14 protein-coding genes are annotated in these 16,420 nt (G+C 60.3%); 2 read left to right on the top strand and 12 right to left on the bottom strand.

Going from position 1 to position 16,420, the window contains the following annotated elements; translation table 11 throughout:
- Positions 1 to 45: 45 nt before the first annotated feature.
- From B1781_RS11195 to B1781_RS11145, 11 genes are all read right to left on the bottom strand, one after another.
- The gene (locus tag B1781_RS11195) at positions 46 to 2,487 is read right to left on the bottom strand and encodes a methyl-accepting chemotaxis protein (RefSeq protein ID WP_078119753.1); all 2,442 of its coding nucleotides are present in this window, start codon (positions 2,485 to 2,487) and stop codon (positions 46 to 48) included.
- A 222-nt stretch (positions 2,488 to 2,709) separates the two neighbouring features.
- The gene (locus tag B1781_RS11190) at positions 2,710 to 3,369 is read right to left on the bottom strand and encodes a cupin domain-containing protein (protein WP_078119752.1); all 660 of its coding nucleotides are present in this window, start codon (positions 3,367 to 3,369) and stop codon (positions 2,710 to 2,712) included.
- Entirely contained in the window at positions 3,366 to 3,962 is a 597-nt protein-coding gene (locus B1781_RS11185; protein WP_125932031.1) for a sigma-70 family RNA polymerase sigma factor, read from the bottom strand. Before B1781_RS11185 ends, B1781_RS11190 begins: the two co-directional genes overlap by 4 nt.
- Positions 3,963 to 4,060: 98 nt before the next feature.
- Positions 4,061 to 5,572, bottom strand: coding sequence for a DUF4331 domain-containing protein (locus tag B1781_RS11180; protein WP_078119750.1), 1,512 nt, complete (start codon positions 5,570 to 5,572; stop codon positions 4,061 to 4,063).
- A gap of 39 nt (positions 5,573 to 5,611) precedes the next feature.
- Positions 5,612 to 6,157 carry a PEP-CTERM sorting domain-containing protein gene (locus B1781_RS11175; RefSeq protein WP_078119749.1) on the bottom strand — a complete coding sequence of 182 codons (546 nt, stop codon included), beginning with the start codon at positions 6,155 to 6,157 and terminating at the stop codon, positions 5,612 to 5,614.
- A gap of 85 nt (positions 6,158 to 6,242) precedes the next feature.
- Entirely contained in the window at positions 6,243 to 7,391 is a 1,149-nt protein-coding gene (locus B1781_RS11170) for a HupE/UreJ family protein (protein WP_078119748.1), read from the bottom strand.
- The gene (locus B1781_RS11165; RefSeq protein ID WP_078119747.1) at positions 7,384 to 8,574 is read right to left on the bottom strand and encodes a tetratricopeptide repeat protein; all 1,191 of its coding nucleotides are present in this window, start codon (positions 8,572 to 8,574) and stop codon (positions 7,384 to 7,386) included. The genes B1781_RS11170 and B1781_RS11165 overlap by 8 nt, the downstream gene beginning before the upstream one ends.
- Positions 8,575 to 8,830: 256 nt before the next feature.
- Positions 8,831 to 10,549 (bottom strand): patatin-like phospholipase family protein, encoded by a 1,719-nt coding sequence (locus tag B1781_RS11160; RefSeq protein WP_078119746.1) that lies wholly within the window; start codon positions 10,547 to 10,549, stop codon positions 8,831 to 8,833.
- A gap of 113 nt (positions 10,550 to 10,662) precedes the next feature.
- Positions 10,663 to 11,139, bottom strand: coding sequence for a hypothetical protein (locus B1781_RS11155; RefSeq protein WP_125932030.1), 477 nt, complete (start codon positions 11,137 to 11,139; stop codon positions 10,663 to 10,665).
- A 15-nt stretch (positions 11,140 to 11,154) separates the two neighbouring features.
- Positions 11,155 to 11,400: a hypothetical protein gene (locus tag B1781_RS11150; protein ID WP_078119744.1), complete on the bottom strand. Its 246-nt coding sequence runs from the start codon at positions 11,398 to 11,400 to the stop codon at positions 11,155 to 11,157.
- Between the two features lie 15 nt (positions 11,401 to 11,415).
- Complete coding sequence (locus B1781_RS11145) at positions 11,416 to 12,576, bottom strand: Na/Pi symporter (protein WP_078119743.1); 1,161 nt, start codon at positions 12,574 to 12,576, stop codon at positions 11,416 to 11,418.
- Positions 12,577 to 12,784: 208 nt separating this feature from the next.
- Between B1781_RS11145 and B1781_RS11140 the strand changes: the two genes are divergently transcribed.
- Entirely contained in the window at positions 12,785 to 12,955 is a 171-nt protein-coding gene (locus B1781_RS11140) for an entericidin A/B family lipoprotein (protein WP_334223970.1), read from the top strand.
- Positions 12,956 to 13,277: 322 nt separating this feature from the next.
- Here the strand turns inward: B1781_RS11140 and B1781_RS11135 are convergent, their stop codons facing one another.
- Positions 13,278 to 14,039: a phosphatase PAP2 family protein gene (locus tag B1781_RS11135; protein WP_078119741.1), complete on the bottom strand. Its 762-nt coding sequence runs from the start codon at positions 14,037 to 14,039 to the stop codon at positions 13,278 to 13,280.
- A 355-nt stretch (positions 14,040 to 14,394) separates the two neighbouring features.
- Here B1781_RS11135 and B1781_RS11130 point away from each other — a divergent pair, with 355 nt between their 5' ends.
- Positions 14,395 to 16,341: a sigma-54-dependent Fis family transcriptional regulator gene (locus B1781_RS11130; protein WP_334223969.1), complete on the top strand. Its 1,947-nt coding sequence runs from the start codon at positions 14,395 to 14,397 to the stop codon at positions 16,339 to 16,341.
- Positions 16,342 to 16,420: the final 79 nt, after the last annotated feature.

The following is a 16,420-nucleotide window of genomic DNA, read 5'->3' as shown; positions in this document are numbered from 1 at the left end:
GGCTTTTGTTGGATACCCCGGCCCGCGAACCGAGCCTGGGGACGATCAGCCGGTTGCGTCCAGGCGGAAGAAGCTGACCAGTTCGAGCAAACCGCGGGACTGCTGGTCCATCGACTGGCTTGCGGCCGCGGCTTCTTCAACCAATGCCGCGTTCTGCTGCGTAGCATCGTCGATCTGGCTGATGGCCTGGTTGACGTGGCCGATGCCAACGCTCTGCTCCGAACTCGCTGCTGCGATCTCGGCGATGATCGTGCTCACCTTCTCGACCGAACCGACGATCTCTTTCAGCGTCTCGCCTGACTCATCGACCAGGCGCGAGCCCTCTTCGACCTTGGCCACGCTGTCCTGGATCAGTGCGCGAATCTCTTTGGCCGAATCGGCGCTGCGCTGTGCCAGGTTGCGTACTTCTGATGCCACGACCGAGAAACCGCGACCCTGTTCACCGGCGCGTGCCGCCTCAACCGAGGCATTCAGTGCCAGCAGGTTGGTCTGGAACGCGATCTCATCGATCACGCCGATGATGTCGGCGATCTGCTTGGATGCGGTATTGATCGCGCCCATGGCGGTGATCGCGGTACCGATGACGGTGCCGCCGCGCTCTGCCTGCTGACGCGCGCCCGCAGCCAGTTGGTTGGCCTCTTCGGCGTTGTTCGCATTCTGCTTGATGGTGCTGTCGAGTTCTTCGGTGGAAGCCGCCGTTTCTTCGAGGCTGGCCGCCTGGTTGGCGGTACGGTCGCTCAGGTGCACGTTGCCCTTGGCGATCTCTTCGGCCGAGGCGTTGATGCTGCCCGAGGCGTCCGTGATCTGCTGCACCATGCCGCGCAGTTTGCCGACGGTCGAGTTGATGGCATCTTTTAGTGCAGCGAACTCGCCGGTGTATTCACCGACCATGTTCTGGCTGAGGTCGCCATTGGCCAGGGCATTCATGACCAGGTTGGCTTCCTGCAGACACTCTTCGATCGTCATCGCCAGTTTCTTCTGGTCGGTGATATCCGAGGCGTACTTGACCACTTTGAACGGTTTGCCGTTCATGTCGAAGATCGGGTTGTACGAGGCCTGGATCCAGATCTCCGTGCCACCCTTGCCGATACGCTTGTACTCGCCGCTGTCGAATTCGCCGCGGTTGAGCTTATCCCAGAACGCCTTGTATTCCGGGCTGGCAGCGTAACCGGGTTCGGCGAAAATGCGATGGTGCTTGCCGCGAATCTCTTCGATCGTGTAGCCAAGCGTGTTCAGGAAGTTCTCGTTGGCATGCTGGATGGTGCCGTCCATCGAGAATTCGATGACCGCCTGCGACTTGCTGATCGCATCGATCTGACCCGAAAAATCGGCATTGCGCTGTTTTTCCGCCGTCACGTCGGTGGCGTACTTGACCACTTTGAACGGCTCGCCGTTGGCGTCGCTGATCGGGTTGTACGAGGCCTGAATCCAGATCTCTTTGCCACCCTTGCCCAGGCGCTTGTACTCACCCGCGTCGAACTCACCGCGATTGAGCTTGTCCCAGAACGCCTTGTACTCGGCGCTGGCCGCATACTTGGGCTCAGCGAACATGCTGTGATGCTTACCCTTGATTTCGTCGAGGGCATAGCCCACTGCATTGAGGAAGTTGTCGTTCGCATGGCGGATCGTGCCGTCCATGTTGAACTCGATGACTGCCTGCGACTTGCTGATCGCCTTGATCTGGCCAGCATAATCGGCATTGCGTAGTTTCTGCTCGGTCACATCGCTCGCGTACTTAACGACCTTGATCGCATGGCCGTCGGGGTCGCAGATCGGGTTGTAAGAGGCCTGAATCCAGATCTCTTTACCGCCCTTGCCGACACGCTTGTACTCGCCACTGTCGAATTCGCCGCGGCCGAGTTTGTCCCAAAACGCGCGATACTCGGCGCTGGCAGCAAGCTCCGGCTCGACGAACATGCTGTGGTGACGACCTTTGATCTCGTCCAGGGTATAGCCCACTGCGTTCAGGAAGTTGTCGTTGGCTGTCAGGATGGTGCCGTCGACCTCGAACTCGATCACGGCCTGCGACTTGTCGATGGCCTCGATCTGGCCGAGATGATCGGCGCTCTTGAGCTTTTCTGCGGTAATGTCGGTGGCGAACTTCACGACCTTGACCGGGCGGCCGCTGTGATCGAACACCGGGTTATACGAGGCCTGGATCCAGATCTCTTTACCGCCCTTGCCGAACCGCTTGTATTCGCCGGTATCGAATTCGCCGCGGTTGAGCTTATCCCAGAACGCGCGGTATTCGGCGCTCTCTGCATATTTGGGTTCGGCGAACATTCGATGATGTTTGCCTTTGATCTCGTCGAGCGTATACCCCACCGCACGCAGGAAGTTTTCGTTGGCGTGAATGATCGTGCCATCCATCCGAAACTCGATGACGGCCTGCGACTTGTTAATCGCGTCGACCAATCCTTTCATATCCGATGCGTTGTAACCGCCGCTGGATCCGCCGAAAGCCGAGAAAAAGTCAGAAAATCCCATATGTCGTCATCCTGGTTCGCGTGTTTGTCGTGAGGTCGCTCGCATTTTCGCGCGCGGACCACAAGCAAAAGCGACCGGAACTCCCCAAGCTTGAGCCGAAGAAGCTTCTGCTTCCCATAGGAATTCCCGGCCGGCGTGCTTGGAGGGTTGTCGGCCGATTTGAACCGGAATTAACCCGACAAAGTGACCGTATTTTGGCGTGCGGAAAACCCGGCTCTGGAATCAGATCCCAAGGAAGCGGAACGCCGCGCGGTACAGCGCGCTTTCCGGGTTGATCAGGCCGTTGCTGGCGATCAGGGCCACACACGGTTCGTCGCCGTCCACGCTCAGTTCGTGGACCACCGACGGGTCGTTTTCGGCAAAATCGCCGACCGCAAACCGCGCCGAGCGATCCAGGTACGAGCCTTGCAACACGACGACGAACTCGTCGCCTTGATGACGATGCCGGGGGAGTACGGTACCCGGCTGGAAACGGAAAAGGCGCGCCCAGGTCCGGCCTTGTTTGAAACCGGGGACCACAAACTGTTCGACCCGGTTCGACAGGCGCTTCCAGGCGATGTCGTTGAAATCATGCCGCCGTATGGCCGATGTGGCTGCTGCGTCGGCGCCGGAGTCTTGTCGCTGCGACTGGGTATCAGCCGGCATGGCCGTGATCCGCTCCCTGGTTTTCTGCAGACAGCGTTCGGTCACTTCATCGGGCACTGCCGTCGCATCGTGCGCCTCGAGCAGCGCGCCGCCGACCGCGGTATCGAACAGATGGGTTCGCGTGCACTGGTTGCACTGGCGAAGATGCTCGCCGACCACCAACGCCAATGCCGGCGCCAGGGTGCCCGCTGCATAGGCCAGGAGGGTGTCGCTACTGGGATGATGGCGAATAGTCATAACTCGATACGCAAAGCTTTTCGCAACCGCTCGAAGCCGAGCCGGATACGGGATTTCACGGTGCCCAACGGAACCGCCAGGCGGTCACTGATCTCGGTTTGCGACAAGCCGTCCAGATAAACGAGCTCGAGCACGGCAAACTGCTCGGTCGACAGATCCTTCAGTCGGCCGACAATGTTAACCGCATCGATCCGGATCTCGCTGGTGTCGCCGGTGCTTCCGAGTAACGTGGGCAGTTCTTCCAAAGGTTGCGCAATCTCCCTGCACTTCTTCAATTGATCGATCCGCAGGTTGCGTGCGATCGCGAACACCCAGGTGCTGGGCGCACCCAGGGTTGCATCGTACATGCCCGCCTTCTGCCAGACGCGCGTCATTGTATCCTGCACCAGTTCTTCGGCAGCCGCGTCATTGAGCCCGCCGCGCCGCATGTAGCTGAACAATTTCGGGCAGAAGTAACGAAACAGTTTTTCGAAGGCGTCTTCGTCGCGCGCTGCGCCGACCGACTGCAACCATTGCGCAAGCACAGCCGGTGGCACACCTTGCGTTTCCCCGCCGGGATCGACCTGCGCCTGTCCTGTGGTGTCGTTTGTCATGGGTCTTGTTTTCCTGGCCCGGCCATTGTCGACCACGCATGTCTCGGCATCCTCTGTGATCCCGGCGCCGGCATGCAGATGCACACCGGCACCGAAGATCACGGGTCTTTACGGTTCGTCGGACCCGCATGCGGCGTGGCCGCGTACGGAAACACCTGGTTGTAGAGCTGATCGTTGGTATCGATGTTGTCGCCCACTACCGTTGGTGTGGCATATGTCGGCCCGCTCGCCAAGGCGGTCAGCGCAATATCGACCACATCATCGCCCAGCCGTCTGCCGTTCGGCCAGCCGCTCGACTTTGCCCTGCCCTCATCGGATACCGCGATATCGCCGCCGATGAAACCGAGTCGATGAAACTGCGGATCGCCCGCCAGTGTGACCGGCCCGGTGGTGGTGTCGACACGCAGCACGTCGGGCAGAAACACCAATGACAGGTCGCTGCGCCCTGAGTCTTGGATCGTGGTGCCGAATACCAGGTTCAGCAGGGTCGCCAGTTCGGGAGAGTCGGCATAGATGCCGAACTGGGCGGCGTCATTCTGCGGACTCGTCCGATTGAAATTGTCCTTGTCGGCGATCGATACCAGTACCTCGTTGAACAAGGGATTGCCCATACGATTGACCTGTACCCAAGGCCCACTGTTGACCGCCTTGCGATCCGACCGGAGGATACGGATGCGCTGGCGACTGACCGACGCATACACGCCGACGCCGGTGGCATCGGCAGCCGCCGGCAACGCCTGGCCGAGCAGGTCGGCGAATGCCGCGGTGTATCGCTTGGGTTGCAACTCGCTCAGCGGAATCTGAACGGCGTAGGTCAGCACGTTGAAGCCCTTGAAGCCATCGACGCCGTTGCCATCCTGTCCGAGGCCATCAGTCGGATCGCCATTGTTGTCGATGATGCGCCCGTCGAGCAGATCGAAGATCGCCGGGGTATCGGCATAAAAACCGTCTTCGCGCGGCCCGGCGAACACGGCCTCACCCGTCGACGTACCGAACAATGTCTGGCGCGTATAGCTGTCGAGTTCCGACAGAAAACGCGCGCCGGATACCGCTCGGCCGTCTTCGTCGTTGTAGTCCGGGGTCGTGTTGGCGCCGACATTCGGCGGCGGGGTCAGCAGGCCACTGGCGATCTCCTGCGATTGACTATTGCTTACCTTGGTCACGCGGTAGGTCTGCGTATAGTTCTGCCGGGCACCGCCCACGGTATCGATCGGGCCTGTTTCATCGCCGGTTCCGTAGGCCAGAATCGTATTGTCACGCTTGTAGCCGTCGGTTACCGACGAGAACTGGAAGTCGTAGCGCGTCACCGTATCGCCGGTGGTCGGATCGGCGATATGGATGCTGTACCGCGCATCGTCGGCGAATCGATCGTAGATCACACCATCGCCCGGCTCGGAGAACGGTCGCACGTTGGCGATGACATTCAGCACCTGCTGCGTGGGGTCGTCATAGCGCCTGCCGATGAAGGCATAGACATCGGTCAGGTTCGCCTGCGGATCCTGCTTGATCAAAGGGGCATCGCTGTGACTCGCGGCACCCGCGATCTGCGATGACAACAACGCAATCGATGCGCTCAAGGTCGTGCCAACGATATGGCGTAGAAGGCTCATGGGTTTATCTCCTCTGTTGTTCTGGATCGTCCGGCAGCGCTATGCCGACGTCCCCGTTTTTGATTTCAGATGGCTGTAGCTCAGCATGCCGAGGCCGCCGAGCAACAAGGCGAGAGTGGCCGGAACCGGCACCTCACCGGCGCCGACCACGCGCGACACCACGTTGCCGACGAATACATCGCCATTCAGGTTGAGTGCGGTGTAGCGGGTAAATGCCTGCCCAGGTCCTGCAGTGCTGTCGAAGCTGAACGGGCCGATAGTCAGACCCGCGACGAAACCGGCGGTATCGGACAACAGGTCGACGATGCCCAGGCCGGGGTCATAGCTGGCCAGAAACCCGGCCGGTGCGGTCAGCGACGAACCGATCAGTGGGTCGGACAAGGGCGCGTCGTCCAGCGATACGAGCAACAGGTCGTCGATCGGATCGTCGTTGAGGACGGAAACATCGTAGTGAAACGAAGATCCGTTGTCGGTGACCAACGCATTGATCTGCAGCGCCTGGGCGTCCAGCGACAAAGCGATCAGCACACTTGCCGGGATCAACAGTCGCCCGCTGCTGCGTAGTTTCAGTGAGAGTGATTTCATGTCAGTGATTCCTCTGTTTGATCTTTTGTTGAATTGCTCCGCTCTCGCGTGGCGGCGCGGTTGCCGTTGCTGTGTGTTGTCACCGTCATAGCGTGATCAACGCGACATCGAAGCTGCGTTCGACGAGCCACACCGCGCCGATCGCGGCGATTGCGGCCGAGCCAGTCTGCAAACCCAGCCGCCGGTACAACGCGCTGTGCCGCACCCAGAACGCGATGGGCAGAAACACCGACACGACAACAAGCTGACCCAGTTCAACACCGAGATTGAAACCGAACAGGTGCACGAGCAGGCCCGAGGTATCCGCGCCCGAGTCGCCGAGGGCCGAGGCAAAGCCGACGCCATGGATCAACCCCAGTGCGAATGCCAGCGTGGCCGGCCGCAGCGGTAGGAACGGGCGCAGGTTGTGCAGCGCGCTAACGATGACCGTCAACGCGATCGCCGACTCCACCCAGCGGCCCGGCAGGCTGATGATGTCGAACGCCGTCAGTGCGAGCGTGAACGAGTGGGCGATTGTGAAGGCCGTGACGATGGCGGCCACTCGCCAGGCCGTTGCTCGAAAGTCGTCCACGCCGCGCCATTGGCCGTTGCTGCGTACCAGGACGGTCGGCAACATCAGCGTGCACAAAAACAGCAGATGGTCGAATCCGGATGCGATATGCCGGATGCCGTCGTTCACCCGGCTGAAGAACGGCGTGTCCTGTATCGGCAGGCGATCGTCGCCGAACGTCACCGACGGGTTGTCCGGCGATAGCACCGTCAGCTTTTCTCCCGCGGAAGTCAGGGTTCTGAGCAATCCCCGGTGCGTCGGATCGATGTCGGACAGCAAACGGTACTCAAGTTGTTCCGGGGCTCGACCCGCACAATCGACCGCCGAGGTCAGCACGCCGTATGCGCCGTCGGCGTGGTCGGCAAGCTGCAGGCGCGTCTCGAGCAGCCGGCATGCGCGGTGTGCCGTGCGCAGCGTCAGATGCGCAGCGGCAAAGTCGCTGATGTCTGCCGACCGGCTGGCCACCTCATGCCAGGTCAGTCGGCCGTCGCCATCATCGAGCCCCACACCTGTCTGCAGATCGCGCAACGCGATATCCCAACGCAGCTGTGGCGTTGCCTGTGTCAGGTCAAGCGTAAGGTAGCTGTCGCTCGGTTTGTGCGCGTCGGCAGATTGCCCAGCGAGACAGGCGATACACAACACGCAGAGCACATGAAAGAACTTTCCGCCCGGCACGCTAGGCATCGTGGTCACCGCGCGTTAGCTGACGACGCAGGTCCACCAGGCGTTCGTCGACATTGCCGACCTGCGCAAGCCAGTGCAGCGTTTCACGAACCGCAGCAGCATCTTTGCTTGCCAACGCGGCCGCCAACAGGATCTGGGTATCGGCAAACTCGCGCTGTTCACGCCAATTGCGCAACGCCAATTGCAGCGCACGCTGCGGGTTGTCGAACAGCAGCAGTTCCGCCGTCGCCGCTTCGCGCAGGTGTGACGTATCGCCGCGCAGGTGTAGCGCCTCGAAGTAATCCGACACCTTGCGCTGCAGTACCTCCGCCTCGGCGCTGTCGATCTGTCTGGCGGCAACGGCCCGTCGGAGCACCAGCAAAGGCGGTGCCGCGTCCATGTCGGTGATCTCCATGACCCGGCCGGGCTGCTGGCTGCGCAGAAAGAGATCCGCCAAGGCGATGCGCGTGCGAATATCGTCAGGGTCGCGCTCGAAGGCCTGCATCAACAGCGCTTGCGCAGCGCCGTCATCGCCATTGATCTCCGCCAGCTCTGCGAGCAAAGCCAATGACCAAGTGAGCAGCGGTCGGTCATGCGAGGTCGCCATGGTCAAGGCATCGCGCAGCTCGCGATAACCTTCGGCGGCAAAACCCGTCTGTCGCTTGGCACCGGCCCGGCATCCGGCCTTTGCCAGCTGCCCGTACCGATAAGGAATGCGCCGGCACAACGCCAACGCCTGATCGCTCTGGCCGCGAACCTGATGGATCACGGCCTTCATCAACAGGGCCGGGCCATGTGCGGGTTGGCGGGCGAGGATTCGGTCGAGCGTCGCGAGGGCCGAATCGAAGTCGTGCTGCATCTGCTGCAGGTCCGCCCGCGCGATCGATGCCGCGGTCGATGGGTCTGCAGTGCTTGTTGCCTGCTTTAATGCACCAGCGGCCAATCCAAAATAGCGCGCATCACCGGTTCGACGCCCCAGATCGATCAAACGTCGCGCCTTTGTCAGCGCGCCCGACCGGTCGGGCGTCACGCTGTTGTTGTGTCGACCGAGCGCCTCTACCGCCAGGGGTAGACGAGGCAGTCGCTCAACCACCTGCTGCGGATCATCCGGCGTGTAGGGTTCACCCGCCTCGGCGCCGCCTATCGCAACCGCCAAGGCCAACACCCAATAGTGCCCAATTTTGTAACCGTCACCCCGCGGCATTATTCAGCCTCCTGCTGCGTTTACAGCTAAATACGGATGCCGCGGGAATTCGGATCACCGGGATGGAAAATTTTTCGTCCAGCCCGGCCTAGAAATGATAATTTAGTTTAGAAACACGCCATAACTATCTGTTTTTATGTCGCGCCCATCAATTGGAAGTAGGTTGAATGGCCGGATGGCCGCTCGAAGAGACCCGACCTCGACGGGCCGGGTTCAGATTCGGGGGAACGGGTGTAGAGCGGATGCCGAGATCCGGTCAGTTGCCCGATAGCTCCATCGCACCGATCTCACCCTGCACTGTCTGCAACGCAAACTTCAGCAGATCGCGACGTTTGCGGCTGGCGAGAAACTTCGCGCCGAGGCGGAAGAACACGTTGTTGGTGGCGAAGTATTGGCTCACCAAGCCGTCGAGTACCACCTTCAGCCGGTCATCTAACTGATCTTCCAGTTTCTCGGCATCCCGTTTGGTGTAGTTGGGCCAAGGCAACAGATCGCAAGGCTCCAAGGCGTCGCCAACCAACGGGATGATCGGCAACAGGCGCTGGCTTTCGCGCATTACCGCATCGCCGGTCGTGCGATCGCGCACGCAGTACTTCTGCTTCATCTCTTCGTTGTCGGCCCAATCGGCAAACAGCGGATTGGTCTCGAGCAGCACGAAATGGTCCTTGAGAAACTTTTGCGCGTTGCGCCGCCCGAGAAAGAAGTCGTGCTCGCGGAATTCGCGTTTGAGGAATCCGCCGAACCCACCCAGCGCCCCGCACGCAATCGGATAGCGTGCATTGTCGCGGCTCGGTGCCACCATGAAGCGCGAGTAGTTACGTGGATGGGCGGCCAGCATCAGTTCGTCGGGTTTGAATCGCGTCTGGTTTTTCAGCGCGTTGAACAGCGCCATGATCTGCTTGACCAGGTCGGGCGTGGTGCAGTCATAGTCGGGACGGAAGGTCGCTTCGCTTGGGAAAGGATCGATCATGACCACCGCCTTTTCCGCCCGGTCTCCTTCCCTGGCATTGCGGCCGGACGACCCCGAGAGAATCCGGCGCGCCAGTTCCAGCGGCTCGTTATTCATCACGCCGCCGTCAACGCACAGAAACTCGTAGTTGAAGTTTGAATCCAGCGTCCCCCAGTTCACCGGGATGCTCTCGGCAGATATACATTTCACATCGCCGTCGTTGCCACCCCCAGTGAGCGGTACGGGCCACTTGCGACTGCTGTAGAAATCGGCTTTGCCCGGCTCGTTGAGGGTCAGCGACAGCTTGCGCGGCACCAGACCGATTGGAAATGCGCCGGAGGCCAAGGCCGAGGTCTTCAACAAATCGGTAGCGGCATTGTTCTTACCCAGGTCCTTCCACGCCAGCGGCGTGACATCCGAATCGCCGATAACCCCGCTATCGTTCACGCACACATGCACATAGTCGGCATGCAGAAACATCGCGTGGTTACTATCGAACGCGCCGGCCAGCGGTATGGAGTACGGCACGCCGCGCAGATTGGTAACCGTCAGCAGCAGGTGAAAATCATCGGCTACATAGGGGCGGCGCTGTTCGCGCGGCGTCACCGTCAGGCCGACATCGGCAATCTCGCGCAGCACGGTCGAATCGAGTAGAGAAACGATCTTGGCGGAATCGTCGCCGATGTCGCGCGACTTCAACAGATGTTCAATATCGATCTTGTCGACCCAGGCATCGAACAGCTTGTTCTCGCTACCATGCCGGTCGGCGATGTCTTTGTTCTTCATCGCCGGCTGCGATGATCCCAGGTACCCGGCTGCCAAAGCCGCCGTAATTCCCCCGGCTGAGGCGCCGGAAAATGCAGACAACTTTACGCCGTGATTCGGTACGGTGTTATCGCCCGCCTGCTTTGCGGCATACCAGGCATCGAGCGCCTGCACGAAGAAATCGATAACGCCTGCGGTGTACGCACCGGCAGACACGGCCCCTGCACCTACGAGACCGATCTCGAAAGTGTTCTCTTCCATGCGGCTTGCCCTCCCCTTGTTCGGCCAGCCAACGGCTTATTGGTTTTAGAATTGGGGGAAAGTAAGCCCTGAAATGTTAAATTGTGCAAGCCTGCCGGGGCGATCAACACCAGCTACCGATCGGCAACTACCACGTTTCTGCCGTCGGCCGACACCTCGATATCGATCTGTTGTTGCCCCAGGTTGCCGACGAATTCATAGCCGGTCACCTTCATGCTTTTCGAATGGCTTGCCTCGATGAAGACCGGTTTGAAACCGGGAAGCTTTCGTTCGATGGCCTTCACCACGGCGCCCGGCACCATGTCGGCGTCAAACTCGATCTCGATCTCCTGCACCTTGCCTGATTCGTAGATATCGAATTCCACCTTGCGGCCGTCTTTCATACGCCCCTGCAACTCGTACACGAATTCACCGTCGGCCTCGGTTTCGGTGTTGGCGCTCAGCAGCGTCACGTCATCCATGCGCTCGTGAACGGTCTTGACAACCAACTCGGGCACCGCACTGAGTGCGACAGGTTTCTCTTCGCCGGCGAATGTCAGCGCCGGAATCAACAAGGTGACGCAGCAAGCGGTTACTGAAGTTATACGCACGCACATGGGCTCCACCTACTTGCTGTTCGCCGAGTCGCCGCTGAACAGGTCGGCAATTTCACTGCGCAGCGTCTTCCAGAACGCCTGCAGGTTCGCGTTCTTGTTGTTCAAGTCGTCGAGATACTCTTCGAGCCGATCGATCGCCGCATGCTGCTCGCGTTCGTTCTCTTCCTTCAATTGAGCCTTCAGATGCAGCAGCGTCGCCTCCATCTCGTCAACCTGTTGCTCGAGTGAATGCTTACGCGTATTGAATTCATTCATTGGCTTGACCTCGACTCACCAACCCATGGCCTGACTGGCGCCGATCAGCACCAGCGGTGTAACGAAAAACACCAGCCCGATATACAGAGCGACATATATCTTGCGTTTGACCGCCAGAGCGGCGAGCCCTTCTGCCGCCCACACCGGAATCTGGCGAAGAAACGGAAGCCCGTAGATCACAATTACCCCAAGGACGTTGTAGGCGAGGTGAACGAAGGCGACCTGAAGCGCAAACACGGCGTTGGCGCCGGAGATCGCCGTGGCCGCCAGCAGCGCTGTGATACAGGTACCGATGTTGGCGCCGAGCGTGAACGGATAGACCTGGCGCAGTGAAAACACGCCGCTGCCGGCCAGCGGCACGATCAGGCTGGTCGTGGTCGAAGACGACTGCACCAGCACCGTGATGGCCGTCCCCGAAAACAGGCCGGCGATCGGCCCACGGCCAACAGCGGCATGCAATATCTCTTTCGCCTTCCCCACCATCAGGGTCTTGAGCAACTTACCGATGTAGGCGATCACGAAGAAGATCAGACCGATGCCCAATACGATCAGGGCGACGCCGCCAAGCATCTCTGAAAGACCAATGCTGCCGAACGCGTCGTGCAGGAAATTCACAGGCGGTTTGACCAGCGGCTTGATGAAGTCGAATCCATTGACCGACATGGAATCGCCGCCGAGCGCCAATGTCGCCAGGTATTCTCCGGTCTTCTGCAAAAAACCGAACATGATCTCCAGTGGCAGGAAGATCACGACGCTGAACAGATTGAAGAAATCGTGAATCGTGGCTGCCGCGAAGGCCCGCCTGAATTCCTGGCCCTGACGTACATGCCCGAGGCTGACGATCGTGTTGGTGATGGTGGTACCCATATTCGCGCCCATGACCATGGGGATCGCGATCGAAACCGGTAAGCCACCCGCGACCAAGCCAACGATGATCGACGTGACCGTACTCGACGATTGAATCAGTGCCGTGGCAACCGTGCCCACGACCAACGCCGTGAGCGGATTGCTGGCGAATGCAAACAGCTCTTTGGCCTGCTCGCCGGCGGCTGCCTTGAATCCGCTGCCGATCATGGCGACGGCCACCAACAGCAGATAAACCAGGCCCACGATCATCAGCCATTGCGACCAATTCGAAGAGGCGGTGGACGGTGAACGTTCGGCTATGGTGGTCACGGTCGGCTACTCCCTGCGTTGGCTCTGCCAAGGCTTATTGCGGACGCGTCTACGTCGATCGCGGAACAGTCTGCCGTGACCTTGTGACGCTTTGATTACCCGTCACCATTGCGAGCCGATGGCACAGACCTTGCGATATCAGCTACGACCCCCGGGCAACTCACCCGGGCAGGACGAAAAATTCAGCTAACAAACACTGAGGTGAACCATGAACCGAGTAACCATTCGCAAGATCACAATGACGCTGTTTGCCGCCGTGATGGCCTTTACCGCGCTGACAACGCTCAGCGGCTGTAACACGGTTGCCGGCGCGGGCGAAGATATCGAAGCGGCGGGCGATGCCATCGAGAACAAGGCAGAGAAGGAAAAGAGCTATTGAGTTGATGGGCGGGCCTCGCCCGCCCTCACCTTCGCAGAGGGATTAAGTTGGATATCAACCATTCGGGAAACCACACAGCTTCAAATCGGCCACTTCATCGATCACTGTGCATGTCGCTAGTGGTGGCACCTGTTTCAATGACCAGGGCCAAGTTTCAACCATCGACGTTCGCCCCCCACCTAACCAGCGCACTCCGCCGATCGCTGCCCGCCGCGATACTCGACTTCAGCAGCGCAACAACCGTCACCCCAAGGATTGGGGCTTCGCGGTCAGTGCCATTAACACAGCGATGAGCATGCCTTTGCGTTCAATCTCCCATCCCCTACGGGCCGCGCGAAACAGTCGCATCGCCAACTGAACGTTCGAGTACCCGCCTGCGCTGCAACCACAACACCACCAGCGAACAGATACCGGCCCAGGCGGCGCCGGCTGCCCATCCGGCGACCACGTCGGTCGGCCAGTGCACGCCGAGATAGACACGACTGACACCGACCAACACGGTGATCAAGGCAGCCATGGACAGCACGTATATCTTGATCAGCCGACGTGGTCGGGTGCGCGCAATGATGGCGCCGAGCGTCAGGTATACGACCGCCGAGTTCATCGAGTGAGCACTGGGAAAGCTGGCGGTATACACGGTCTGGCCGTGCGGCAGAAAGTCCGGGCGCGGCCTGTCAAAGCCTGCTTTCAACGCCAGGCTCAACAACAAACCGGTGATCACGGCGAACGCCAGAAATGCCAGGATGCGCGGTTGGCGTTCGAGGACAAAAAAGCCGGCGACGATCAGGGACAACAACGTCAGTACCGTGGTGCCGCCAAGCGCCGTCAGGTCGCGTACCGCTTGTTCGAACCATACCGGGCCCAACGGGTCGGTGACATCACCGGGTTCTCGAAATGCCTCCAGTATTTGAATCTCGATACCGCGCAGGTCGTCGGCGTTGGCCACCTCGGCGGCTTCGGCAAACAACCAAAGACAGCCGGCGACCACAAAAAACAACACGAGAAACCAGATTTCATCGGCGCCCGGCCGGCGTCCCAGTATCCTCTCAACAACACCGTCCACGGTGGCGACAATCCGTCTCATCTTCAGCCTTGTTCCTGTGTACATCTAAACGTCGCCGCGACGACCTCATAACAGGCGAATGGGCAAAGGCTGCGCCAGTGTCACCGGCCGCCAGAACGCGGAACGCCATTCTGCGAATTATCCGCATCGGCGCGCATGGCGGAACGGCGGTTTATCGTCCAGACTTGGGTACAGATACACACCCGGACGGCCGGCGGTTGCGGCAAAGCCGTACTGCGACGAGCCATGCGACACCAAGGGTTTGCTCGCTGGGCGCGTTCTGTATAATGAACATTCATTACAACATTAACCTGGCACAGATCAGGGTCTTTGAGGGTTCTGCACCCTCTGCGCACGAGAGTTAGACAGAGGAACAATGATGGAGTTAACCACCGGCAAATCCCACGCCGGCTTGGTCACCGATGCCATCCGCGGCAGCCGTTCGGGAACCACAGCCATTAACGCCCAGGTCGTCGAGTCTTGGAAGCGCTGCTTTCACGACTACGAACTCGATCCTGAGCGCCGCCCGGAACCGATCCTCGTCGATCGACGGGAACTCAAGGAACGCCAGGAACATCATTGCAATCTGCTGCAGATCGCGCGCGCAGAGATGTCCAATCTTTATCAGCAGGTCGCCGGATCCGGCTATGCCATTTTGCTCACCGACCAGGATGGCGTCGTGCTGAACTATGTCGGCGACCCGATGTTCACCGGCACCGCATCGCAGTCTGCGCTGCAGACCGGCGCAATCTGGTCGGAGCGCACCCAGGGCACCAACGGCATGGGCACCTGCCTGGTCGAAAAGCGGCCGCTGATCATCCACCAGGATGAGCACTTCTTTACCAAGCACACCGGGCTGACCTGCTCGGCCGCGCCGATCTTCGACCCAACCGGCGAACTGGTTGCGGTACTGGACGCTTCGAGCGATTCGCGCCGCGCCCAGGAGCACACCATGGTGCTGGTCAACATGTCGGCCCAGCTCATCGAGAACCGTCTGTTCCTGTGCGCCATGCGCGATCATTACATACTGCGCTTCCACAGCCGCCCCGAGTTCATCAGCACGCTGGGTGAAGGCGCGATCGCCTTCGACGAGAACGGCCGGGTCAAGGCGGTCAACCGCAGCGCCCTGTTCCAGCTCGACAAGCCGGACGTCAAGAGCGTGCTCGACCACTCGCTCGAAGACCTGTTCAGCATCCGCGCCCAGGCGGCGCTCGACAATGCCCATCAATACGCCGGCTCCAACCGTCCGCTGCACGATGCGCGGCAGGGCCGCCGTTTCTTCGCCAGCTTCCAGGCGCCGCACCGTGAGTGCGAGAACGGCCACCAGCGGCTGGGAACAACCCGTCGCAGTCCGGTCCTGCGCGGATTGGAAGAGACCAATACCACGCTCGACTCGCTCGAGTTCGGCGATGCCCGGATGCGGCGCAATGTCGAGCGCGCTAAGAAGCTGCTCGAGCGCGATATTCCGTTCATCCTGCTCGGCGAAACCGGCACCGGCAAGGACGTGTTCGCCAACGCGGTTCACCGCTCCAGCGACCGCGCCGACAAACCGTTCGTCGCCGTCAACTGTGCATCGCTGCCCGAATCGCTGATCGAGAGCGAGCTGTTCGGTTACCGGCCCGGCGCCTTCACCGGCGCAAGCCGCGAAGGTTCGCGTGGCAAGATCGTCCAGGCACACACCGGCACGCTGTTTCTCGACGAGATCGGCGACATGCCGTTGCACCTGCAGGCCCGCCTGCTGCGCGTGCTCGAGGAACGCGAGGTGATCCCACTGGGCGGCGAGACACCGATCAAGGTCGACATACGCCTGATCAGCGCCACCCATAAAGACCTCAAGCGCCACGTCGAGGAAGGCAGCTTCCGCGAAGATCTCTACTACCGTCTCAACGGCATCAGCCTGCAGATGCCGCCGCTGCGCGACCGCGAAGACCGCCTGGCCCTGATCAAGCACCTGCTCAGCAAGGAGGCCGGCGGCGATGACGTGACGATTGAAGAATCGGCACTCGCCCTGCTCGATCAGTTCGAGTGGCCCGGCAACATCCGCCAACTGCGCAATATCCTGCGTACGCTGATCGGGCTATGCGACGACAACTGCATCCGGGTAGACGACCTGCCGGACGAGATCTTCCAGAACGCCGACATCGAGGATGGCGCACCGCAACTGCGACCATCGAATCCGCTCGATATCGCCGAACGCGATGCGATTTTGCGCGAGCTGGAAGCCGCTCACTGGAACGTGACACGCGTTGCGTCGAAACTGCGTATCAGCCGCAACACCCTGTACCGCAAGATGAAACGCTTCGATATCCGATCGCCGCGTTAATCGCAGAACACCGCGAATCGACGGTCGGCGACATGCCTTGGTGCGAGGTTTGCTAGGCTATACGGCGAGTCTGTCACTA

This window comes from Thiosocius teredinicola (genome assembly GCF_002009425.1).
Lineage (GTDB): Bacteria > Pseudomonadota > Gammaproteobacteria > Chromatiales > Chromatiaceae > Thiosocius > Thiosocius teredinicola.
This window is presented reverse-complemented; position numbering and strand designations above follow the sequence as displayed.